General features: G+C 62.1%; 18 protein-coding genes, 1 tRNA gene and 1 pseudogene. 12 read left to right on the top strand and 8 right to left on the bottom strand.

Features of this window, described 5'->3' with window-relative positions; genetic code table 11:
• Positions 1-25 precede the first annotated feature (25 nt).
• Entirely contained in the window at positions 26-958 is a 933-nt protein-coding gene (locus tag KXR72_RS03975) for a hydroxymethylglutaryl-CoA lyase (protein WP_437419801.1), read from the bottom strand.
• A gap of 25 nt (positions 959-983) precedes the next feature.
• On the bottom strand, positions 984-2,186 hold the full coding sequence (locus tag KXR72_RS03970) for a CaiB/BaiF CoA transferase family protein (protein ID WP_437419800.1): 1,203 nt from the start codon (positions 2,184-2,186) through the stop codon (positions 984-986).
• Positions 2,187-2,359: 173 nt separating this feature from the next.
• Between KXR72_RS03970 and KXR72_RS03965 the strand changes: the two genes are divergently transcribed.
• Both KXR72_RS03965 and KXR72_RS03960 read left to right on the top strand, forming a co-directional pair.
• Positions 2,360-3,259 carry a LysR family transcriptional regulator gene (locus tag KXR72_RS03965; protein ID WP_437419799.1) on the top strand — a complete coding sequence of 300 codons (900 nt, stop codon included), beginning with the start codon at positions 2,360-2,362 and terminating at the stop codon, positions 3,257-3,259.
• Positions 3,260-3,394: 135 nt separating this feature from the next.
• Positions 3,395-4,412 (top strand): annotated as a pseudogene (locus KXR72_RS03960) (DctP family TRAP transporter solute-binding subunit).
• A gap of 44 nt (positions 4,413-4,456) precedes the next feature.
• Here the strand turns inward: KXR72_RS03960 and KXR72_RS03955 are convergent.
• On the bottom strand, positions 4,457-5,791 hold the full coding sequence (locus KXR72_RS03955) for a DUF2254 domain-containing protein (RefSeq protein WP_437419798.1): 1,335 nt from the start codon (positions 5,789-5,791) through the stop codon (positions 4,457-4,459).
• Between the two features lie 225 nt (positions 5,792-6,016).
• On the opposite strand from KXR72_RS03955, the gene acs reads away from it, so the two are divergent.
• Positions 6,017-7,972, top strand: coding sequence for an acetate--CoA ligase (gene acs, locus KXR72_RS03950; protein ID WP_437419797.1), 1,956 nt, complete (start codon positions 6,017-6,019; stop codon positions 7,970-7,972).
• A 30-nt stretch (positions 7,973-8,002) separates the two neighbouring features.
• Here acs and KXR72_RS03945 read toward each other — a convergent pair whose 3' ends face one another.
• Both KXR72_RS03945 and KXR72_RS03940 read right to left on the bottom strand, forming a co-directional pair.
• Positions 8,003-9,130: a mechanosensitive ion channel family protein gene (locus tag KXR72_RS03945; protein ID WP_437419796.1), complete on the bottom strand. Its 1,128-nt coding sequence runs from the start codon at positions 9,128-9,130 to the stop codon at positions 8,003-8,005.
• Positions 9,131-9,248: 118 nt separating this feature from the next.
• Positions 9,249-9,602: a rhodanese-like domain-containing protein gene (locus KXR72_RS03940; RefSeq protein WP_437419795.1), complete on the bottom strand. Its 354-nt coding sequence runs from the start codon at positions 9,600-9,602 to the stop codon at positions 9,249-9,251.
• Between the two features lie 386 nt (positions 9,603-9,988).
• Between KXR72_RS03940 and KXR72_RS03935 the strand changes: the two genes are divergently transcribed.
• Complete coding sequence (locus KXR72_RS03935; protein WP_437419794.1) at positions 9,989-10,528, top strand: hypothetical protein; 540 nt, start codon at positions 9,989-9,991, stop codon at positions 10,526-10,528.
• Positions 10,529-10,609: 81 nt separating this feature from the next.
• Here KXR72_RS03935 and KXR72_RS03930 read toward each other — a convergent pair.
• Positions 10,610-10,699 (bottom strand) — tRNA-Ser (locus tag KXR72_RS03930).
• A 227-nt stretch (positions 10,700-10,926) separates the two neighbouring features.
• Here KXR72_RS03930 and KXR72_RS03925 point away from each other — a divergent pair.
• The 5 genes from KXR72_RS03925 (at position 10,927) to KXR72_RS03905 (ending at position 15,722) form a co-directional block, all read left to right on the top strand.
• Positions 10,927-12,234 carry an HD-GYP domain-containing protein gene (locus KXR72_RS03925; RefSeq protein WP_437419793.1) on the top strand — a complete coding sequence of 436 codons (1,308 nt, stop codon included), beginning with the start codon at positions 10,927-10,929 and terminating at the stop codon, positions 12,232-12,234.
• Between the two features lie 114 nt (positions 12,235-12,348).
• Positions 12,349-13,041 carry a crotonase/enoyl-CoA hydratase family protein gene (locus KXR72_RS03920; RefSeq protein ID WP_437419792.1) on the top strand — a complete coding sequence of 231 codons (693 nt, stop codon included), beginning with the start codon at positions 12,349-12,351 and terminating at the stop codon, positions 13,039-13,041.
• Between the two features lie 126 nt (positions 13,042-13,167).
• The gene (locus tag KXR72_RS03915) at positions 13,168-14,388 is read left to right on the top strand and encodes an aspartate aminotransferase family protein (RefSeq protein ID WP_437419791.1); all 1,221 of its coding nucleotides are present in this window, start codon (positions 13,168-13,170) and stop codon (positions 14,386-14,388) included.
• A 54-nt stretch (positions 14,389-14,442) separates the two neighbouring features.
• A complete protein-coding gene (locus tag KXR72_RS03910) occupies positions 14,443-14,730 on the top strand; it encodes a topoisomerase II (RefSeq protein ID WP_437419790.1) in 288 nt (95 codons plus the stop codon).
• A gap of 5 nt (positions 14,731-14,735) precedes the next feature.
• Positions 14,736-15,722: a succinylglutamate desuccinylase gene (locus tag KXR72_RS03905; protein WP_437419789.1), complete on the top strand. Its 987-nt coding sequence runs from the start codon at positions 14,736-14,738 to the stop codon at positions 15,720-15,722.
• Between the two features lie 8 nt (positions 15,723-15,730).
• Here the strand turns inward: KXR72_RS03905 and KXR72_RS03900 are convergent, their stop codons facing one another.
• Positions 15,731-16,093 (bottom strand): YgaP family membrane protein, encoded by a 363-nt coding sequence (locus tag KXR72_RS03900; protein WP_437419788.1) that lies wholly within the window; start codon positions 16,091-16,093, stop codon positions 15,731-15,733.
• A gap of 107 nt (positions 16,094-16,200) precedes the next feature.
• Positions 16,201-18,234 carry a S9 family peptidase gene (locus KXR72_RS03895; RefSeq protein WP_437419787.1) on the bottom strand — a complete coding sequence of 678 codons (2,034 nt, stop codon included), beginning with the start codon at positions 18,232-18,234 and terminating at the stop codon, positions 16,201-16,203.
• Positions 18,235-18,691: 457 nt separating this feature from the next.
• On the opposite strand from KXR72_RS03895, the gene fadB reads away from it, so the two are divergent.
• The 3 genes from fadB (at position 18,692) to KXR72_RS03880 (ending at position 22,331) form a co-directional block, all read left to right on the top strand.
• Positions 18,692-20,839 (top strand): fatty acid oxidation complex subunit alpha FadB, encoded by a 2,148-nt coding sequence (fadB, locus tag KXR72_RS03890; protein ID WP_437419786.1) that lies wholly within the window; start codon positions 18,692-18,694, stop codon positions 20,837-20,839.
• Positions 20,840-20,852: 13 nt separating this feature from the next.
• Complete coding sequence (gene fadA, locus KXR72_RS03885) at positions 20,853-22,028, top strand: acetyl-CoA C-acyltransferase FadA (protein WP_437419785.1); 1,176 nt, start codon at positions 20,853-20,855, stop codon at positions 22,026-22,028.
• A gap of 75 nt (positions 22,029-22,103) precedes the next feature.
• Positions 22,104-22,331 (top strand): DUF1653 domain-containing protein, encoded by a 228-nt coding sequence (locus KXR72_RS03880; protein WP_437419784.1) that lies wholly within the window; start codon positions 22,104-22,106, stop codon positions 22,329-22,331.
• The last annotated feature ends 29 nt before the right edge of the window (positions 22,332-22,360 follow it).

Here is a 22,360-nt window from a genome sequence, read left to right as displayed (position 1 = left end):
AAGGACTCGGCCCCGCACCCTAGCCTCAAACTGAGCCGTCCATCCACTTCGGCTTGGGGTAGCGTCGATCCGAGGTGCCGGCCTTGAGGATGGCGCCCGGCACGTCGTGGCCGAGCAGGTCGGGCAGGCTGGCCGCGCAGGCGAGCAGCCGATGCAGATCGACGCCTGTGTTCAGCCCCATGCGCTCGAACATGTGCACCAGATCCTCGGTGCAGATGTTGCCGCTGGCGCCGGGTGCGTAGGGGCAGCCGCCGAGGCCGCCGAGCGAGGCGTCGAAGCGGTCGATGCCGGCTTTCAGCGCAGCCAGCGCATTGGCGAGCCCCATGCCACGGGTATTGTGGAAGTGCGCGGTGAAGACGACCTTTGGATGGCGCGCGAGCAGGTCGCTGCAGAGGCGCTCGACCTGCGCCGGGTCGGCCATGCCGGTGGTGTCGCAGAGCGTCACGCCCTGCACGCCGATGTCCAGCAGGCGTTGTACCAGTTCATGCACGCGTGCCTGCGGCACCGCGCCTTCGAACGGGCAGCCGAAGGTGGTCGACAGTGAGGCGTTGATGAATACGGAGGTCCCGCGGGTAACCTCGATGATCGCCTCGAACTGTTCGAGCGACTGCTCGGGGGTCATGCGCAGGTTGGCCAAACCGTGGGTATCGCTGGCCGACATCACCAGGTTGATCTCGTCGACCTGGCACGCCAGCGCCCGCTCGCAGCCTCTCACATTGGGCACCAATACGGTGTATTCGACGCCCGGGACGCGGCGGATACCGCGCATCACATCTTCGGCATCACGCAGGTTGGGGATGGCCTTTGGCGATGTGAACGAGGTGACCTCGATCTTCGCCAGGCCCGTTTCGGAAAGGCGGTCGACCAGGGCGATCTTCTCCTCGGTGGGGACGAAGGTCGGTTCGATCTGGAAGCCATCGCGCGTGGCGACGTCCTGGATGTAAAGGCGTTGGGTCATGGTGTCTCCGGGCTAAGCCTTGGGTTCAGACGATGCCGCGCTCGCGTAGGCCGCGAACCTGGTCCTCGGTCAGGCCGAGGCCGGCCAGCACATCGTCGGTGTGCTCGCCCAGTTGCGGGCCGCCTTCGCCGATACGTCCCGGCGTGCGGCTGAGCTTGGGCAACACGCCCGGCACTTTCAGCGGCCCGGCGCTGGTCTCCACCTGCTCGATCATCTGTCGCGCGAGATAGTGGGGGTCTTTCACGATGTCGGCCGCGTTGTAGGGATATCCCGCCGGTACACGGGCGCCTTTCAGTGCCTCGATGACCTGGTCGCGGCTGTGCTTGACCGTCCACTCGCCAATGGCGGCATCGATCAGTTCGGCGTGCTGGGCGCGGCCGTCGTTGTGGGCGAAACGGGGGTCGTCGGCAAGGTCTTGCCGGCCGATGAGGTGCATCAGGCGCCGATAGATGCTGTCGCCATTGCCCGCGATAAGGACGTAGGCGCCGTCGTTACACAGGTATGAATTGGACGGTGTGATGCCTGGCAGCGCGCTGCCTGCCGGCTCGCGGATGTAGCCGAAGGCGTCATACTCCGGCACGAGGCTTTCCATCATGGCGAAGACCGATTCGTAGAGCGCCACGTCGATCTCCTGGCCTCGGCCGCTGCGCTGGCGCTCTTGAAGCGCAAGCAATACGCCGATCACGCCGTGGAGAGACGAAAGCGAGTCGCCGATGCTCACGCCGACCCGCACCGGCGGCTGGCCCGGGTAGCCAGACAAGTGGCGCAGGCCACCCATGGCTTCGCCGATCACGCCGAAACCCGGTAGGTCACGGTAAGGGCCGGTTTGGCCGTAACCCGAAATGCGCAGCATGATCAGCCGCGGATTGATGCGCGACAGTTCCTCCCAGCCCAGCCCCCAGCCCTCGAGCGTGCCGGGGCGGAAGTTCTCGACCAGTACGTCGGCGTCGGCGACCAGCTTGCGGACGATGTCCTGGCCCTCGGGCGCCTTGAGGTCGAGCGTGACGGACTGCTTGTTGCGTGACTGCACGTGCCACCAAAGCGAGGTCCCGTTCTTGAGCTTGCGCCACTTGCGCAGCGGGTCGCCGACGCCCGGCGGCTCGATTTTGATCACCTGTGCGCCAAACTCGCCGAGCATCTTGCTGGCAAAGGGGCCGGCGATCAGCTGGCCCATCTCGATGACCTTGAGGCCATGCAGCGGCATGCTGTCTTCGTTCTTCTGGTTCATCACAACACCTGTGCCGGTAGCTCTGTAGGCGCAGGATGACTCAGCGCGCGGCAGTGAACAATTATCCGATGACCAAGCAAGCCTTCGCGTACTGCGAAGGCAGAATCCTGATGCCGCCACGATCAAGGCGGTTTATGGTTGGCGCTTCGCCAGTCACGAACAGGGTTAGCCAGATGCGCCGGATCGATTTCGTCACCTTGCGGCTGTTCGCGGCGATTGCCGACGAGCGCAGCCTGACGCGCGCTGCGGAGCGCGAGCATCTGGCGCTGGCGGCCGTCAGCAAGCGCGTCAGTGATCTTGAAGGGCAGCTCGGGGTCAGCCTGCTTTATCGCCAACCCAAGGGCGTGGAGCTGACACCAGCCGGCCACGCGCTGCTGCACCACGCTCGCAATCTGCTCGACAGTCTCCAACAGCTGGACGCGGACCTCAGTGAGTTCAGCCAGGGCGTCAAAGGCCACGTGCGCATCCACGCCAACACCTCGGCCGTGATCGAGTTCCTGCCCGAGGACCTGAGCAGCTTTGCCAGGCGCCATCCCGAGGTGAAGATTGACCTCGAGGAACGTGTCAGCAGCGACACGTTGAGGGCGCTGCGTGAAGGGCTCACCGATATCGGTATCTTCGCCGGGCACATGGCCGCGGACGATCTTCAAGTGTTCAGCTATCGGCAGGACCAGCTTGTGCTCGTGACTCCGCGCGGTCATGCGCTGGCTGGGCAGTCGGCGCTGGCGCTGCGCGAAGCGGTCGGCTACGACTTCATCGGGCTGCAGCAAGACGCCTCGTTGCACGCGTTGCTGCACCAGTCCGCGTTGCAGCTCGGCACGCCCCTGCGCCTGCGTATCCAGGTGCGCAGCTTCGAGGCGATCTGCCGGATGATCCATACCGGCATGGGCATCGGTGTGCTGCCTGAGCAGGTCGTGCGTAACTACCTGCCGGTGCTGGACGTGGCGATGATCCCGCTGACCGACCCCTGGGCGCAGCGCGAATTGAAGCTCGGCGTGCGCAACCTCGATGCCTTGTCGGTGACGGCCCGACAGATGCTTGAGCACCTCACCAGCCGCGAAGGGAAGGGGTGATACTGCGACCTGCAGCGCGGTGCCTTCGCGTCGGGCGAAGCCTCGCTTGGTCAAATATGAATTTCAGGCCCAAATCACGCCGCGTAGAGTCCAGACCGTACCCAGCTCACCACAACTACAAGACGGAGCTTTCCCATGGCACGACTTTTTCTGCGCAGCGTTACCCGTTTACTGGCCGCGTCGGCCCTGTGCGCCGTGTTCAGCGCGCAAGCTGAGCAACAGCCGGCTGAGCCCATCCTCATCAAGTTTTCGCACATCACGGCTGACACCACGCCAAAAGGGCAGGGCGCCCTGCTGTTCAAAAGGCTGGTAGAGGAGCGAATGCCCGACAAGGTGAAGGTAGAGGTGTACGCCAACTCCTCGTTATACGGTGACGGTAAGGAGATGGAAGCGCTGTTGCTCAACGAGGTTCAGATGCTTGCCCCAGCGCCCTCCAAACTCGAGCAGTACACCAAGCAGCTGCAGTTGTTCGACCTGATGTTCCTGTTCGATGACGTCGCCGCAGCCCAGCGCTTTCAGCAATCGGACAAGGGCAAGGCGATGCTCAGGTCAATGGAGGACAAAGGCATCACCGGCTTGGCTTACTGGCTCAACGGCATGCGCCAGTTCACCGCCAACAAGCCGCTGCGCGAGCCTGGCGACGCGCGGGGGTTGAAGTTCCGCGTGCAGCCATCGGACCTGCAGGCGGCGCAGTACACCGCGTTGCGTGCCGTGCCGCGCAAGATGGCCTTCGCTGAGATTTACCAAGGGCTGCAGACCGGCGTGGTCAATGCGCAGGACAACCCCTGGTCGAACATCTACAGCCAGCGTTACTTCGAAGTGCAGAAGTACATGACCGAGTCCAATCACGGCATCGGAAACTACCTGCTGATCACCAACACGCAGTTCTGGAACGGTCTGCCTGCACCGGTGCGCGCCGAGCTCGAGGCGATCATCGAATGAAGTCACCACCGAGGTGAATCGTCAGGCGCAGGCGCTCAACGACAAGGCCCGTCAGGACATTCTCGACACCGGCAAGAGCGAAATCCTTGTGCTGACCGAAGAGCAGCGCAACGCCTGGCGCGACGCGGTGCGCCCAGCCTGGAAGAAATACGAGGCCGAGATTGGCCCGGACCTGATCAAGGCCGCGGAAGCTGCAAACGCTGGTAACTGACAGGCCCTGCAAACCGCGCCGCCTCCGTTGGCGGCGCGTGGGTTTCAGCCCAACCTTTCGTTCTCGACGGGTAAAAACGTGACGGCCGGATGCTTGCGTCCTTCGAGCCTGAGTAATCGATCGATTGCATCGTTCACCGCCTGCCGGTCCCGCCAGTTTGCGACTTCAGCGTCCGCCTGGTCGCGCAGCGCCCTTATTTCTTCGTGGATTGCCTCGATTTGCTCGTCGCTCGGGCTGTCGTGCAGCGCATTCTTCATGCACTGCAGCAGCGTGATGATCACCAGCGGATCCTGGCTGGCGTACACCCGAATAGGCGCGATAACCGTCTCCAGCATGCGTGGCATAGCCAGTTGCGGATAGAAAAGGCGCGGCACGCCCTCATCGAAACAGCCAACGTCGTAGGGCGGCACGCCCCCGATTCGCTGCAGCAGAACGCTGATGAGATTCACCGCTCGCATCGCCGTGCCGGGGTCGTTGATGGCGGGGCTGATGGCTTTAACCGCGATTTCCGCCATTTGCCGCATGCCGTAGGACACATTGGCACTGGCGAACTCGTTGTTGTGGAAGTCGAAACAATCGGTCGCCCAGGCCTGTTCATGCTCGTCGAGGGGCTCGCTGAACCGAATCAGCGGATGGCCTTCGACGAGAAAGAAGCCGGGCTCTACCTGGATCACTGCGACCAGGCCGCGCTTGCTCAGCAACTCGCCCAGCCGTCGCTCGTTCACAGCGCGTAAGTAGCCGGGGCGCGAGGCCGGGAGACACCACCAACCTGCTGCATCCGGAAAGGGCCCCGCATCTGAGAGCCGCTTTTTACGCTTCTCCAGGTTGGCGTAGGCGCCTTGGTAAAGCTGGTTCAACACCCAGTCGACCTGGATCGACTGCGACACCGAGCGGATGAACACGACGAACATCGCCAGGTTGAAGATGCCCATCAGTACGGCAAGGGCCACGCCTACAGAGGGGATGCTGGTCGAGTCTTTGGTATCGATCACGCTGATCAACAACAGGTAATACAGCGTACTGCCCAGATAGATGCCGAGTATGACCCTGTTGCGTGTGTCACTGATCAAGCCAGGCAGTACGCGGGGTGTCAGGCGGGCCGCGGCGCCATTGAGTACCACCATGACCATCGAGAAGCTGAATACGGTCAGCGAGACAATGCTGGTTACCAGCGTGCCGAGAATCTCGCGACCGGTATCAGGATCGCGCAGGCCCGCCGGTAGCCGCTCGCTGACCGGGGCAGCCATCGAGCTGTTCTCCAAGGTCAGCACCGCGGCGGCAATCAATGCATAGACGGCCGTAATGATCACCGGGTAGAAGGCGATGCTTTCCGTGATCCGCTTGAATTGGCGAAACAGGGTATTCGACGGGGCGGGCATTGGACATTCCTGGAGGGGCGATGAAGCTGAGACAGCCGTCAGCCGAGAAGTACGCCTGGCCGAACAGGTCTATGCTTGCAGAAGGCCGGTATTGCCCGGTGGAACACTTTGGCCCCGCGTAGCTCGAAGATGAAGTCTGCCAGGCGCTTGGTTTGGATTCGTATGGTTCGCCTGTAGGACAGGGGTTATTCGAAAGATAACGAGACCGACGAGTGAGGTACTGCCATGAGCGCTGCGTCCCTGTATCCCGTGAACCCGCAAGTCGCCGAACGGTCGCTGACCGACGAGGCCACCTACAAGGCCATGTACCAGCAGTCAGTGGTCAACCCTGACGGCTTCTGGCGCGAGCAGGCGGCGCGACTCGACTGGATCAAGCCCTTCACTCGCGTCAAGCAGACCTCCTTCGATGACCACCATGTCGATATCAAGTGGTTCGCCGACGGCACGCTGAATGTCTCGGCCAATTGCCTGGACCGTCATCTCGAAAAGCGCGGTGATGACGTTGCGATCATCTGGGAGGGCGATGATCCCGCTGAGCACCGGCGGATCACTTACCGCGAGCTCCACCATGAGGTCAGCAAGTTCGCCAACGCCTTGCGCGGACAAGATGTGCACCGCGGCGACGTGGTGACGATCTACATGCCGATGATTCCTGAAGTGGCAGTGGCGATGCTGGCGTGCGCCCGCATCGGCGCAATCCATTCGGTGGTTTTCGGTGGGTTTTCCCCCGAGGCGCTGGCCGGGCGCATCATCGATGGCAGCTCGAAGGTGGTGATCACGGCCGACGAGGGCCTGCGTGGCGGCAAGGTGGTTCCGCTAAAGGCCAACGTCGACGAGGCACTGACGAACCCGCAGACAAACTGCGTTCAGAAGATCATCGTGGTCCGGCGCACCGGCAACGCGATCAAGTGGAACCCGCATCGCGACATCTGGTACGACGAGCTGATGCACGTTGCGGGTGATGTCTGCGCGCCGAAAGAGATGGGTGCCGAGGAGCCGCTGTTCATCCTCTATACGTCCGGCTCCACGGGCAAACCCAAGGGCGTGTTGCATACCTGTGGCGGCTATCTGCTGTATGCCGCGCTTACCCACGAGCGAGTCTTCGACTACCGGGCCGGCGAGGTTTACTGGTGTACCGCCGACGTCGGCTGGATCACCGGCCACAGCTATCTGGTGTACGGGCCGCTAGCCAATGGCGCGACAACGCTGATGTACGAGGGTGTGCCGAATCATCCTGACGTCACTCGGGTCGCCCAGATTATCGATAAGCACAAGGTCAATGTGCTTTACACCGCACCGACCGCAATCCGCTCGATGATGGCCGAAGGCGTTGCGGCGATGCAGGGCGCCGATGGCTCCAGCCTGCGATTGCTGGGCTCGGTGGGCGAGCCGATCAATCCTGAGGCCTGGCACTGGTATTACGAGACGGTTGGCAAATCGCGCTGCCCGATCGTCGATACCTGGTGGCAGACCGAGACTGGCGGCATCCTTATCAGCCCGCTTCCCGGTGCGACAGCACTTAAGCCCGGTTCGGCAGCCCGGCCGTTCTTTGGGGTAGTGGCGGGCCTGGTCGACAACCTCGGCAACCTGCTTGAAGGCGCGACCGAAGGTAACCTTGTGATTCTCGATTCGTGGCCCGGGCAGATGCGCACCATCTACCGCGACCACGACCGCTTCGTCGATACCTACTTCAAGACATTCCGCGGCATGTATTTCACCGGTGACGGCGCGCGCCGGGACGAGGATGGTTATTACTGGATCACCGGGCGTGTGGATGACGTACTCAATGTATCGGGCCATCGCATGGGCACCGCTGAGATCGAAAGCGCGATGGTTGCGCATCGCAAGGTGGCCGAGGCTGCAGTCGTCGGGGTGCCGCATCCGTTGAAGGGGCAGGGCATTTACGTCTATGTCACGCTGGTTGCCGGGGAGGAGCCCACCGATCAATTGCGTCAGGAGCTGCAACAGTGGGTGCGTCGTGAGATTGGGCCGATTGCCGTACCGGATGTGATCCAGTGGGCGCCCGGGCTACCCAAAACACGCTCGGGCAAGATCATGCGGCGCATTCTGCGCAAGATCGCGACGGATGATTTCGATGCGCTTGGCGATGTGTCGACCCTCGCAGACCCAGGCGTGGTGCCGCAGCTGATCGAGGCGCACAAGCGCATCCAGTCACACTGACCAGTCGGCGGTGCCAGGCACCGCTTGATGTCAGGCGTTGGGCTGTAGCCGGGCGTCGGCGCCTTGCTGGTTGGCAGCCGGGCCTTGTTTCGGCACGCCGGCGACGTTCAATTCCGGGAAGCTGCCACCGATGAATTCGACACTGCGCGTGGGGAAGGCAAACTGCACGCCCATCTCGCGAATGCCATCGAGCAGCTTCAGGTTGATTTCCTGCTGGGCATCCATGTACGCGTTGTAGTCCGACACTTGCATGATGTAGACGACCTCGAAGGTCAGTTGGCTGTCGTCGAAAGCCAGGAAATGCGCACGGTCGAAGTTGGCATTTTCGATGCCGTCGATGATGCGTTTTACCAGGGCGGCAACTTCGCGCACCTTGTCGCTTGGCGTGTTGTAGGTGATGCCGAACTTGAACACGATCCGCCGGGTGTTCATGCGCTTGTAGTTGTGCAGGATCTGCTTGAGCAGGTCGGCGTTGGAGCACACCACTTGCTCACCGCTCAGGGCGCGGATTCGGGTGGTTTTCAAGCCGATGTGCTCGATGTTGCCAGCGACCGAACCAAAGACGACGAAATCCCCGATCTCGAAGGGCTTGTCCACACCAATCGAGAGCGAAGCGAAGATATCGCTGAGCAGCGTCTGCACGGCCAGCGCAATGGCGATACCGCCAACACCGAGGCTGGCGACCATGGCCGTGATGTCGACCCCAAGGTTGGCCAGAATCGAGAGCAGCATCATCGTCCAGATAACGATGCGGATCATGATGCCGATGATGGTCGTGGTGACCGGGTTCCGCGTCTTGCCGTCCCGGGTCAGGCTTTCCATCCATAGGCGAGCGGCAGTGTCCAGCCACAGGGCAATCTGGAACGCCAGCGCGATGAACCAGCCGTGTGCCATCGCCAGTTCCCAGCGAGCGGGCAGCTGCACGACCTTGAGCGCGATGAGCAGGGAAAGAGCGATCAGCAGGATATGGCTGGTGCGGCTGAGCATTTCCGCCGCGATACTGGCAAAGCCGGTGGTCGAGCCTTTCGAAAGCTTGCGCAGCCGATTGGTGATGATGCGCAGCACAGCCTGCATGACCAGGTAGCTGACAACGGTGATGCCAAGAACGATGGCGATGTTCATCCAGAGCTGTTCATTCAGCATCAGGTCCCAATTCATCAAGCGAGGCCTCCGGGTCTTCTGGCAAGGGCGATGACTCCTTTTTCAGTAGTCATGGCCGCGCATTAGTTCCCTGATCAGCCGCTTCGAAAGCGGACCGTTGTAGCAGACGGCGACGTCAGCGAGGTGGGACGAGGTCCTTGAGATCGTCGTACCCGCCGGCGTTGTACACCTGGCTGTAACCCATCGCTCGCAGCTTGTCCTGCGCCGCCGAAGAGCGAGTGCCGCTGCGGCAATACAGCACCACCGGCGTGTCTTTGTCGGGTGCGACGCTGGCAATACGATCGGCCAGTTCGCTGGTCTCGATGCGAGTGGAGCCGGGGAGGGCGCCCTGAGCGTGCTCCTGTTCGGTCCGTACATCGATCAGCACGACGCCGGGTTCCTGCAAAGCCTGCAAGGCTGCGGGCTGGTCGATTTGCCCGGCCATGGCCCAGTGGGTGAGGGCCATGAAAAGGATCAACACTCGATGCATGCCGGTTCTCCTTGACGTAAAGGTGTTCAGCTGATCAGTCGGCTGAGATTGGGCAGGATCAGCACCACTGCCGTGGCGATCAGAATCATTGTCGCCTGCCTGAATTTCTTGTGCTTGAACATGATGGCGGCCTTGTTGTCGTAGGCGCGGGCGTCGATCGGGCCGTCCCGCGTCTTGATGGCTTAACGGGTGAAACGAGCAGTACGGGAGGCCAGGCCGCGAAGTCGAGGGGCCTGTTCGACGCTGGGCACGCAAGTTTGGATCAGCATCGTTCCGCGAAAACTGAAGCAATATGTGGACCATGGTTAACGCGACAGGACTTACGCACGCCTGCGCCGCCGGGGTGTCCATCGTCATGTAAGCCACGAGAAATGGAGGCAACGCAGATGAACCGACTGCTGATTCCCATGCTTCTGGCGCCCTTGGCGCTGACCGGCCAAGTGCTGGCGCAGGAGCGGAACTTGACCCTGCAAGAGGAACGCGAACGCATCGGGGAGCGAATGGAAGCCGAGCGGCGCGAAACGGCGCGTGAAATCAATGCCATCCGCGAGCCAGAGGCTGCCGCCGGGAGCGAGCAGGGAGCGGCTGCCGGAGCGGCACGGCCGAACCGGGCGATCGGCCCGCGTGCCGCGGCCCCGCAGTCGGAGCCAACTCCAGGCCTGAGCAATGATCCAGTGGGCGATCCCGATCCGGTGCAGCGAGGCACGCAGCAACCGCCGATCACGACCACTGGTCCGGGCCAATCGACGACCGGTCCCGGGATCTCGACCACGACGGGTACACCAGGCGAATCCGCTCCCCGCAATGGTGCAAATGGAAACGCCGGCTCGACCGGTGGTGCACCAGCGGGTGGAATCGGAACATCGGGCGGTAACGGGAACGCAGGGCCAGGCGGAACGGGGCTGGGTGCATCGGGCGGCAACTGAGCGGCAGAGATGATGCCGGCGACAGGAAAGTTGGACTGCTGAAACGACAAAGCCCCGCATGGCGGGGCTTTGTATGGGGTCTGGCGGTGAGGGAGGGATTCGAACCCTCGATACGGTTTCCCGTATACACACTTTCCAGGCGTGCTCCTTCAACCGCTCGGACACCTCACCGGATCTCGAGGACAGGTCAGTCCGTCGAGGCGCGCTAATGTAGCCGAACACTTCGCCAATGGCAAAAACTTTTTGAGTTTTTTCATGCGGTTAAGCGGCGGTTTAAATACTGGCTAATTGCGCGTATCCAAGGAACCTCTGCATGTTCTAGGGTTCTGAGGTCAAGTTGGTGTACGCCGTTCGGCCTGATGACGACACCTGAATATGAAGAGCCGGGAAAGGCTTCGATGAAGTTATTCAAAAGCAAGCGCAAGCGACCAGATGCGGTGCTGGTTCCAACCAAGCGGCGCCTGCACGTCAGCCATCTGGAGCTTGGCATGTTTATCTGCGAGCTGGACCGCCCGTGGCGCCAGACCGATTTCCTGTTCCAAGGCTTTCCTCTGCTCAAACTGGAACACATCCAGGCAGTGCGCGAGCGCTGCGATTATGTCTTCGTCGATGACACCCGCCGCGTGCTGGTCGACGACGGGCAAGTGATCGTGTCATCGGCGACCCCGCTCAAGGTCGAGCGCAGGCTAAACCGCATCCCCCTCTCGCTCGAGGTGCAGGAGGCCAGTGCCGCCTATTACGACAGCGTAACGGTGCTCGATCAGGTCCTACTCGATGTGCAGCATGGGCGGGCAATCGACACCAAGGCCTGCCAGCAGTTGGTCAAGCGCAACCTCGAAAGCATGCTGCGCAACGAGAGCGCCATGCTCTGGCTGACGCGATTGAAATCCCAAGACGTCTACACCAGCCTGCATTGCCTGTCGGTGTCCATATTGGCGATGGGGTTTGGGACTCACCTGGGGCTATCGGACGAGAAGATCGAGCTGCTCGGCATCGCCGGTCTGCTGCACGACGTCGGCAAGATGAAGATCGATCCTCAGATCCTGAACAAGCCGGGCAAGCTCACCCAGGAAGAGTTCACTCTTATCAAGCAGCATCCGGCGTTCGGTTATCAGGCGCTATGCACGCAGGCCGATATCCCACCTGCTGCCGCCCAAGCGGCGCACGGTCATCATGAACGGCTCGATGGGCGTGGTTATCCGCTCGGTCTCGACCGTTACCAGATTCCGTTCACCACGCGGGTGATCACCATCGTCGACGCCTTCGATGCGATCACTAGCCATCGCTCCTACGACAATGCGCGGCCGATCCAGGCTGCCTACGACGTGCTGCGTAGCGGTGCGGACCAGCAGTTCGACGAAGCGCTCGTTCACGAATTCATCCGCTGGCTCGGGGTGTTTCCCGTGGGCACGCTGGTCGAGCTGCACACTGGTGAGGTGGCGCTGGTGCTGGAGAAGCACCCGCAACTGCATCTGCGACCCAAGGTAGTGGTATTGCGCAACGCGGCCAAGGAACCTTGCGAGCCCCGCTACCTGGACCTGGCGCAGCTCACCGTCGATGCCGAAGGCACGCCGTACCGGATCAGCAGCGGGCTGTCCGATGGCTCCTTCGGGTTGTATGTTTCCGATCCGCAGTTGCAGGGCATTCTTCACCCGGAGCTGCTTGCCGTGTTGGAACTCGAACCGGAACCGGACGCGATCCGCTAGTGCTTGCTCTCCCTTCGAAAGGCCCTGTTTCGTGACCGAGCGGTCGGTCGCCGTGCTTTACCTGACTCGGTTGGCTGGGTAACGTCTGGCGACTTCTAACAAGGAATTCTCGCCATGAGTGAACTGGTTTCCTACGAACTCGACGATGGCATCGCCACGCTGACCCTCAGCAACGGCAAGGTCAACGCGTTGTCGCCGGCCGTGTTCGATGCCCTCAATGCCGCGCTCGACCGCGCCGAGCAGGACCGCGCCGTAGTCATCCTCACAGGGCAACCCGGCATTCTTTCCGGCGGTTACGACCTCAAGGTAATGACCTCGAGCGCGGAGAACGCCATCTCGCTCGTTGCGACCGGCTCGACCTTTACCCGCCGCATGCTCGCCCACCCATTTCCGATCATCGTGGCCTGCACAGGCCATGCGATTGCCAAGGGCGCGTTCCTGCTGCTCAGCGCCGACTATCGGATCGGAGTGGAAGGCGCATTCAACATCGGGCTGAACGAAGTCCAGATCGGCATGACCATGCACCACGCAGGCATCGAGCTTGCGCGGGACCGGCTGCGCAAGTCGGCATTTCATCGCTCGGTCATTAACGGCGAGATCTTCGACCCGCAGGGTGCCGTCGATGCAGGCTTTCTCGACCGAGTGGTGCCAGCGGGCGAGCTGATGCCGGTCGCACGGGCCACCGCGGAGCAGTTGAAAAAGATCAACATGACGGCGCACCGCAATACCAAGCTGAAGGTACGCAAAGCGCTGCTGGAAACACTGGACAAAGCGATCGAACTGGATCGTCAGCATTCGCTGTCCTGACAGCCCGTAGAGGGTGTCCGGAGAATTTTCGCGGGGTCGCCCATTCCACTGGCCCTGCGTTTAAACTGCGCGGGCAACGCCCCGCCATGGCGGGGCGTTTTCATTTTTCATCGCAGGAGAGTCCTGATGTCCGCCCCGCATATCCCGGTAGATCGTGCCGATTTCGACCAGGTCATTGTTCCCACCTTCGCGCCGGCTGCGTTTATCCCGGTCCGAGGCGAGGGCTCCCGCGTGTGGGACCAGAGTGGACGCGAGCTGATCGACTTCACCGGTGGCATTGCCGTGAACGTGCTTGGCCACGCCCATCCGGCCTTGATGGCAGCCCTGACCGAGCAGGCCGGAAAGCTGTGGCACATCTCCAACATCTTCACCAACGAGCCGGCGCTGCGCCTGGCCAAGAAGCTTGTCGCCGCGACCTTCGCCGACCGTGCCTTTTTCTGCAATTCCGGCGCTGAGGCGAACGAGGCGGCATTCAAGCTGGCCCGCCGGTACGCGCACGATCGTCATGGGGCCGAGAAATTCGAGATCATCTCGGCAGTCAACAGCTTCCACGGGCGTACGCTATTCACGGTGACAGTGGGTGGCCAGCCCAAATACTCCGATGGCTTTGGCCCGAAAATCCAAGGCATCAGCCACGTGCCGTATAACGACCTGGCTGCGCTGGAAGCTGCTATCTCGGACAAGACCTGTGCAGTGGTGCTGGAACCGATCCAGGGCGAAAGCGGTGTGCTGCCCGCCGAGCAGGCCTACCTGGACGGCGCACGGGCGCTCTGCGACAAGTACAACGCGCTGTTGATCTTCGACGAAGTTCAGACCGGCATGGGCCGCACCGGCGAGCTCTATGCCTACATGAATTACGGTGTGACGCCGGACATCCTCACCAATGCCAAAAGCCTCGGTGGCGGTTTCCCCATTGGTCTGATGCTGACCACGAATGAAGTGGCCAAGCACTTCAGCGTGGGCACGCATGGCACCACCTACGGAGGTAACCCGTTGGCCTGCGCCGTGGCTGAAGCGGTAGTCGATATCGTCAACACGCCGGAGGTGCTATCGGGCGTCAAGGCGCGCCACGAGCGCTTCAAGCGCGGATTGCTCGACATCGGCCAGCGCCATGGCTTGTTCGATCAGGTGCGCGGCATGGGATTGCTGATCGGGTGTGTGCTGAACGAGACCTGGAAAGGGCGCGCACGCGAGATATTCGATGCGGCCGAGAAGGAAGCGCTGATGATCCTGCAAGCCGGCCCTGATGTGATCCGACTGGCGCCCAGCCTGGTGATCGAGGAGGCCGACATTGCTGAGGGCTTGGCCCGCTTCGAACGCGCAGCCGCCAAGCTGGCGCAGGCCTGAGTACTCCGGGGCGCCAGAGGCGCCCTTCCTATACCTCCAACGAGACGAGATGTCATGAGCGATAGCCTGCAACTGATCCTGGAAGATGTTGATGGAACCCAGCTGGAAACCTCCTGCACCCGCTTTGCCGTGATGTGGCAGGGCCGCGAGGTGTGGATTCAGCAGGTTGGCAACAACCAGTTGATGATCGGCGTGGATGTCGAGGACGGCGACACCGAGTACGCAAACCTGCTGCTGCGCCCGCTGGCAACCAACCTGGTCAGCCTTGAGCTGGAAATGGAGCCGGTCGAGGCGGGCGGCGACGATCATGTCCACGGCCCTGACTGCAATCACGATCATTGACATCCGTGTCCCTGCTCGCCGACCTCCTGCCGTTGACCCTCGCCGGTAGCGAGCCGGCTGAGCGGGAAGTGTTTACGCCTGCCGGCGCGCGGGTTCGCTGGCTGGCCGAAGGCTCGCTCGAGCTGACGCCCGTCGCGGCTGATGACGCAGGCCTGGACCTGGTGCTGTCGGCCGGGGTGCATGGTTGCGAGGTGGTACCGGTCAAACTACTCGATCAATTGCTGCAGCGGATCGGGCGAGGGGAGATTCGTCCCCGGGCGCGCCTGTTGCTGCTGCTGTGCAACCCTCCGGCGATGCGCGCGGGTGTGCGCCGTATCGGGCAGGACCTGAACCGGCTGTTCTGTGGCGCTCATGCCGGTCAAACCGGCTGGGAAGCTGAGCGTGTAGCCTTGCTGGAGCGGCTGGTCGCGGCATTTTTCCAAGTGCCCGGAAGAGCGCGTTGGCACTACGACCTGCATTCGGCCATGCGCCCGTCATGCCTACCCCAATTTGCCGTATGCCCCTGGGTCGCCGGGCGAACGGTATCTGAAGCGAGCCTATGGCGGCTGGGTGATGCCGCAGTTGATGCCGTTCTCGTTCAGGAGCGGCCGTCAGCCACGTTCAGTGCCCATACCGCCACCCGCCACGATGCCGACGCCTATACGGTGGAAGTCGCCGAGGCGCCTGGAGGCGGCTGGCCTGCTTGCCTGCCTCAACTCTTGGCAACGGTGCAAGGTTGGATCGAGGCACGCCCGCGGTCGCCCGATCTGCCTTTAAAGAAGCCGCAAGGGTTTCGTCTGGCTCGGGAAATCATCAAACGCAGCGAGGCGTTCGTCCTGCGCCTGCCCGCAGACATTCAAAATTTCACACCATTGCCTGCGGGCATGCTGCTTGCCGAAGACGGCACTCACCGGTGGGTCGCCGAAGGCACAGATGAGCGCATCCTGTTTCCGCTGGCGGATGTAGCGGTGGGTGAGCGTGCTGGCTTGCTCGTGGTGCCCAGACAGCTGTAGCTGCTGGGTCAGACACCCGTCGGCGGATTACGCAGCGATTCGTTTCCGGTCACTGTCGCGGTTTCCGTCGCGGCGCGCGCGTTACGTTCGAGCTGCTGCTGGTCCGATTCATGACGGTGCAGCGGCATGCTGTGGGAGCGCCCCTCTGCGAGTCGTGTGTGTTCCTCGAGTTCGCAGAGCACCCGCTTGGCTTCGCAGTGGCCGGTAAATCCGCGGGCTAGCGCCATACCGCCCATCGCAACCTGCAGGATGCCCCCCAGGCCGCCGCGGCTAAGGCCCTTGCCAAGAAAGAACAGCCCTCCGGCGATGGAGGCGGCGCGCTCCCAGCCCTGGACGTTCTGTGGGGTGTGTTTGTTGGATCCGAGGTTCATGGTCCTTCACTCCGTTGTGGTGTGAATCAGATGACCCTCCAGGCCGCCAGCCCGTTCCGCAACGCTTACGTCAGGCGTAAGCCGGTCCGACCTGCGGCCATTCCGGCTTACGCCTGGGTTAGATCGAAAACCTTGAGCAGGAACGCATATTCCAGGGCTACGTCCTTCAACGCTTGGTAGCGGCCGCTCATGCCGCCGTGCCCGGCGCCGAACTCGGTCTTGAGCAACAGCAGGCTCTCGTTGGTGCGGGTGGCACGCAACCTGGCGACCCACTTGGCCGCTTCCCAGTACTGCACACGGCTGTCGTTGTAGCCGGCAACTGCGAGCACCGGCGGATAGACCTGGGCCGTGATGTTCTCGTAGGGCGCATACGCCTTGATGCGCGCGTGGACGTCAGGCTGGTTCGGATCACCCCACTCGTCGTACTCGGTGACCGTCAGCGGCAGGTCCGGGTTGAGCATGGTGTTGAGAACGTCGACGAAGGGCACCTCGGCGATCGCCGCGCCGAATAGCGACGGTTTCAAGTTAAGGACCGCGCCGATCAGCAGGCCGCCCGCGCTGCCACCGCTGATGGCAAGTTGTGACGACGTGGTTAGCCCGTCGGCGATCAGTTGTTCGGCACAGGCAATGAAGTCTGTAAACGTGTTGGTCTTGTACTCCAGCTTACCCGCGCGGTACCAGGCTTCGCCAAGATCGCCGCCGCCGCGTACGTGAGCGATTGCAAACACGAAGCCGCGGTCGAGTAGCGAGAGGCGCGCATGCGAGAACCACGGGTCCAGGCTATGGCCGTAGGCGCCATAGCCATAGAGGTAGAGTGGGGCGGCCGAGGTAAAGGCGTCGCGGCGTCCAACCAGGCTGATCGGGACGCGGGTTCCGTCGGCCGCAGTGGCCCATATGCGCCGGCTTTCGTAAGCCTCTGCATCGAAGGGCCCTTCAACTGGCGTCTCCTTGAGCACCTGCTGTTCGCCGCTACCTAGCGTGAGCTGACGAATCTGTGCCGGGCGATTGAGCGCTTCGTAGCGCACGCGAATGACCGGGCTATGGAACTCCAGGGTGTTGTGCACGTGCAGGCTGTAGGCCGCGTCAGGCAACTGTAGGCGATAGGGCGGCGCGGCTTGCGGGCGAACCTCAATGATGGGCAGCCCGCCTTCGCGCAGGCTCAGCGTAAGCGCCGTTGCGTTCAGGCTGATGTCTTCCAGCATGACCGTGTCGTTGTGGGGAACGAGCACCTGCCAATGTTGGCGCTGCGGACTGGATTCAGGCGCTTGGTACAGCGCGAAATTGATGCCGGCCTGGTTACTGCGGATCAGCCAGCAGGGCTGCCCATCGAGCAGCCCATGATCGGGGAAATACTCGTGATCCTCTTCGCGCGGTGCCAGGCAGACCCACTCGCCCTCAGGGTAGTCCGCTGATAACACCCAGGCTTCGCTGGTCGTCTTGCTGTTGGCAAGGATGATCAGCTGGCGTTCGGAACTGGCCCGGTAGCAGTGGACGAAGTAGCGGCCGTCCGGGTCGTGGAAGGTTTCATGGCTGCCCGGCTCGCCAAGACGGTGGCGAAAGATCTTGTGTGGGCGGTGGGTTTCGTCGAGCTGTCCATAGAACAGGGTCTGGCTGTCATTCGCCCAGGTCATGCTGCCGTCGCAGTCATCAAAAGGCAGTTCACTGACCTCGCCGCTGGCCAGGTCTTTGACATACAGGCGATAAATCTCATCGCCCTCGCGGTCGAGGCTGTAGGCGAGTTTGCCGTGGTCCTGGCTGATGCTGAACGCACCCAGCGAAAGAAAGCCACCGGCGGCCAATTCGTTAGGGTCGAGTAGAAGCTGCTCGCTCTGCTCGTCGACGGTCAGTGAGCCATCGAGTGGGCGGGCGCAGCGGTAGTGGCGCGGGTATTCGTCGCCAGCGGTGGTGCGCTGGTAGTACAGCCACGGTCCCCAAGGCGACGGCAGGGACAGGTCGGTCTCGCGGATGCGGCCTTTGATTTCCTGAAACAGCTTTTCACGCAGCTCGGCCTCGCCAGCCAACTGCTCGTCAAGGTAGGCGTTTTCGGCCTTGAGGTAATCGAGCACATCCGGCGCGTCGCGGCTTTCCAGCCACTTGTAAGGGTCGGAGCCCTGGTCGGCACGGGCAATGGGGGCGGACATTCGAAACTCCTGGAGATGCCTGCGCGTGGAGGCGCGGCCGTGAACGTAAAGCGCGCAGTGTACTCGGCGCGTCGTGAATTTGTGACGACCAGCCGCAGGCGGGGTTCCAGTGCGTGGCGAAGCGGGCATCACGCATATGAATGATGATTGATGGATGCTGATCCGCCGGTTCGAATCGCACGCGTTGGGCGTCGGCTAGTCTTATCGGACTGATTGGCCGTGAGCCGAGTCGGCGGGCTGTTGGCGCCGATTGACAATGGCTCGCTTTTCCATGAAGGTGTGCTCACCCAAATCAAACGGGCGTATGAATCGAGCGTTTGCCCTGCAAGCGCCGTCTGCCCGGATTATCGTGTCGGTGGGTGTCGTTTCTCTGGGTCGCTTCCGCGGCCCGGTGGCGGTTCAAGGCCGCAGACGTGCGACACGTAACGTTCAGCTTCCATACCGTGGAGATCAGTTGATGATTTACGAAGGTAAAGCCATCACGGTTAAGGCTCTTGAGAGCGGCATCGTCGAATTGAATTTCGACCTCAAGGGTGAGTCCGTCAACAAGTTCAACCGCCTCACTCTCAATGATCTGCGCCAGGCCGTCGATGCCATCAAGGCGGATACCTCGGTCAAGGGCGTCATCGTCACCAGCGGCAAGGACGTATTCATCGTCGGCGCCGACATCACCGAGTTCGTCGACAACTTCAAGCTGCCGGACGAAGAGCTGGTCGCCGGTAATCTCGAAGCGAACAAGATCTTCAGCGATTTCGAGGACCTCGGCGTACCCACGGTCGCCGCGATCAACGGCATAGCCCTGGGCGGTGGTTTCGAAATGTGCATGGCGGCCGACTATCGCGTCATGTCGACCAACGCCAAGGTGGGTCTGCCTGAAGTCAAACTGGGCATCTACCCGGGCTTCGGCGGCACCGTTCGTCTGCCGCGCCTGATCGGTGTGGACAACGCTGTCGAGTGGATTGCCTCGGGCAAGGAAAACCGCGCTGAAGACGCCCTAAAGGTGCGTGCGGTCGATGCCGTGGTCGCCCCTGAGAAGCTGCAGGACGCTGCTCTGGACCTGATCAAGCGCGCCATCTCCGGTGAGCTGGATTACAAGGCCAAGCGTCAGCCCAAGCTGGACAAGCTCAAGCTCAACGCCATCGAGCAGATGATGGCCTTCGAAACCTCCAAGGGCTTCGTTGCCGGTCAGGCGGGTCCGAACTACCCGGCCCCGGTCGAGGCGATCAAGACCATCCAGAAAGCTGCCAACTTCGGCCGCGACAAGGCCATCGAAGTCGAGGCTGCAGGCTTCGTCAAACTGGCCAAGACCTCGGTTGCGCAGAGCCTGGTCGGTCTGTTCCTCAGCGATCAGGAACTGAAGAAGAAGGCCAAGGCCTACGACAAGCAGGCCCGCGACGTGAAACTGGCTGCGGTACTGGGCGCTGGCATCATGGGTGGCGGTATCGCCTACCAGTCGGCTGTCAAGGGCACGCCGATCCTGATGAAGGATATCCGCGAAGAGGGTATCCAGATGGGGCTGGACGAGGCCTCCAAGCTGCTCGGCAAGCGTGTCGAGAAAGGCCGTCTGACCGCTGACAAGATGGCTCAGGCGCTTAACGCGATCCGCCCGACCATGTCCTACGGTGATTTCGGCAACGTCGACATCGTCGTCGAAGCCGTGGTCGAGAACCCGAAGGTCAAGCACGCCGTGCTGGCCGAAGTGGAAGGCCACGTTCGCGAAGACGCGATCATCGCTTCCAACACCTCCACCATCTCCATCAGCTACCTGGCTCAGGCGCTCAAGCGGCCGGAAAACTTCTGCGGCATGCACTTCTTCAACCCGGTGCACATGATGCCGCTGGTGGAAGTCATTCGTGGTGAGAAGACCAGCGAAACCGCTATCGCCACCACCGTCGCCTACGCCAAGAAGATGGGCAAGAGCCCGGTCGTGGTCAACGATTGCCCAGGCTTCCTGGTCAACCGCGTACTGTTCCCGTACTTCGGCGGCTTCGCTCGCGCCATCGCCCATGGCGTCGACTTCGTTCGCGCCGACAAGGTGATGGAGAAGTTCGGCTGGCCCATGGGCCCGGCGTACCTGATGGACGTTGTCGGCATGGACACCGGCCACCACGGCCGTGACGTGATGGCCGAAGGCTTCCCGGACCGCATGAAGGATGACAGCAAGACCGCTGTTGACGTCATGTATGAGGCCAACCGCCTCGGTCAGAAGAACGGCAAGGGCTTCTACGCCTACGAGATGGACAAGAAGGGCAAGCCGAAGAAGGTGGTCGATCCCCAGGCCTATGAGCTGCTCAAGCCAATCGTCAGCGAGACCCGCGAGCTGTCCGACGAGGACATCATCAACTACATGATGATCCCGCTGTGCCTGGAAACCGTTCGGTGCCTGGAAGACAACATCGTCGAAACAGCTGCCGAAGCCGACATGGGTTTGATCTACGGCATCGGCTTCCCACCCTTCCGTGGTGGTGCGTTGCGCTACATCGATTCGATCGGCGTCGCCGAATTCGTCGCGATGGCCGACAAGTATGCCGACCTGGGCCCGCTGTACCACCCGACCGCGAAGCTGCGTGAGATGGCTGCCAACGGCCAGCGCTTCTACGGTTAATCGAGGAAAGAATATGAGCCTTAACCCGAGAGACGTCGTCATTGTCGACTTCGGCCGTACCCCGATGGGTCGTTCCAAGGGCGGCATGCACCGCAACACCCGCGCCGAGACCATGTCCGCGCACCTGATCGATGGCTTGCTGGCACGTAACCCCAAGGTCGACCCGGCCGAAGTGGAAGACGTGATCTGGGGCTGCGTCAACCAGACCCTGGAGCAGGGCTGGAACATTGCCCGCATGGCCTCGCTGCTGACCCGCATTCCCCACACCAGCGCCGCGCAAACCGTCAGCCGCCTGTGTGGCTCGTCGATGAGCGCGCTGCACACGGCCGCCCAGGCGATCATGACCGGCAACGGTGATGTCTTCGTCGTCGGTGGGGTCGAGCACATGGGCCACGTTGGCATGATGCACGGTGTCGATCCGAACCCGCAGCTGTCGCTGTATGCCGCCAAGGCGTCCGGCATGATGGGGCTGACCGCCGAGATGCTGGGCAAGATGCACGGCATCACTCGCGAACAGCAGGATGCCTTCGGTGAGCGTTCGCATCGCCTGGCGCATCAGGCAACCGTCGATGGCATGTTCAAGGATGAAATCATCCCGATGGAAGGCTACGACGAGAACGGCTTCCTCAAGGTCTTCGACTACGATGAAACCATTCGTCCGGAAACCACACTCGAGAGCCTGGCCGCGCTCAAGCCTGCCTTCAATCCGAAGGGTGGCACCGTCACTGCGGGTACCTCCTCGCAGATTACCGATGGTGCCTCGTGCATGATCGTCATGTCGGCGCAACGCGCGCAGGATCTGGGCATCCAGCCGATGGCCGTGATCCGCTCCATGGCCCTGGCAGGTGTCGACCCGGCCATCATGGGCTACGGCCCGGTACCGGCGACGCAGAAGGCGCTCAAGCGTGCCGGTCTGACCATGGACGACATCGACTTCGTCGAGCTCAACGAGGCTTTCGCCGCCCAGGCCCTGCCTGTGCTGAAGGACCTGAAGCTGCTCGACAAGATGGAGCAGAAGGTCAACCTGCACGGCGGCGCCATCGCGCTGGGCCATCCGTTCGGTTGCTCGGGAGCACGTATCTCCGGCACCCTGTTGAACGTGATGAAGCAGAAGGGCGGTACCCTCGGCGTGGCCACGATGTGCATCGGGCTGGGCCAAGGTATCACCACGGTGTTCGAACGCGTCTAAGCTGTCGGGAACGCGAAGACCGGGGCCACGCGCCCCGGTTTTGTTTTTCAAGCAGTGCTCGGACGGAGAATTCAGATGCAAGTAACGCCTGGCCGTTACCGCCATTACAAAGGCCCGGAATACCGGGTCTACGCGGTTGCCACCCATTCCGAAACGGAGGAGCCCGTGGTGTTCTACCAGGCGCTCTATGGCGATTTCGGGCTATGGGTACGGCCCCTGTCGATGTTCGTCGAAACGGTCGATGTCGATGGTGAGACGCTGCCGCGCTTCGCCTTGATCGAGGCGGAACCCAGCCGCTTTTGAAGGCCATGGATGAGCCTGGGCTTAACCCT

Origin of the sequence: Stutzerimonas chloritidismutans, assembly GCF_051486945.1 — a bacterium.
In the GTDB taxonomy this organism is placed as follows: Bacteria; Pseudomonadota; Gammaproteobacteria; order Pseudomonadales; family Pseudomonadaceae; genus Stutzerimonas; species Stutzerimonas chloritidismutans_B.
This window is presented reverse-complemented; position numbering and strand designations above follow the sequence as displayed.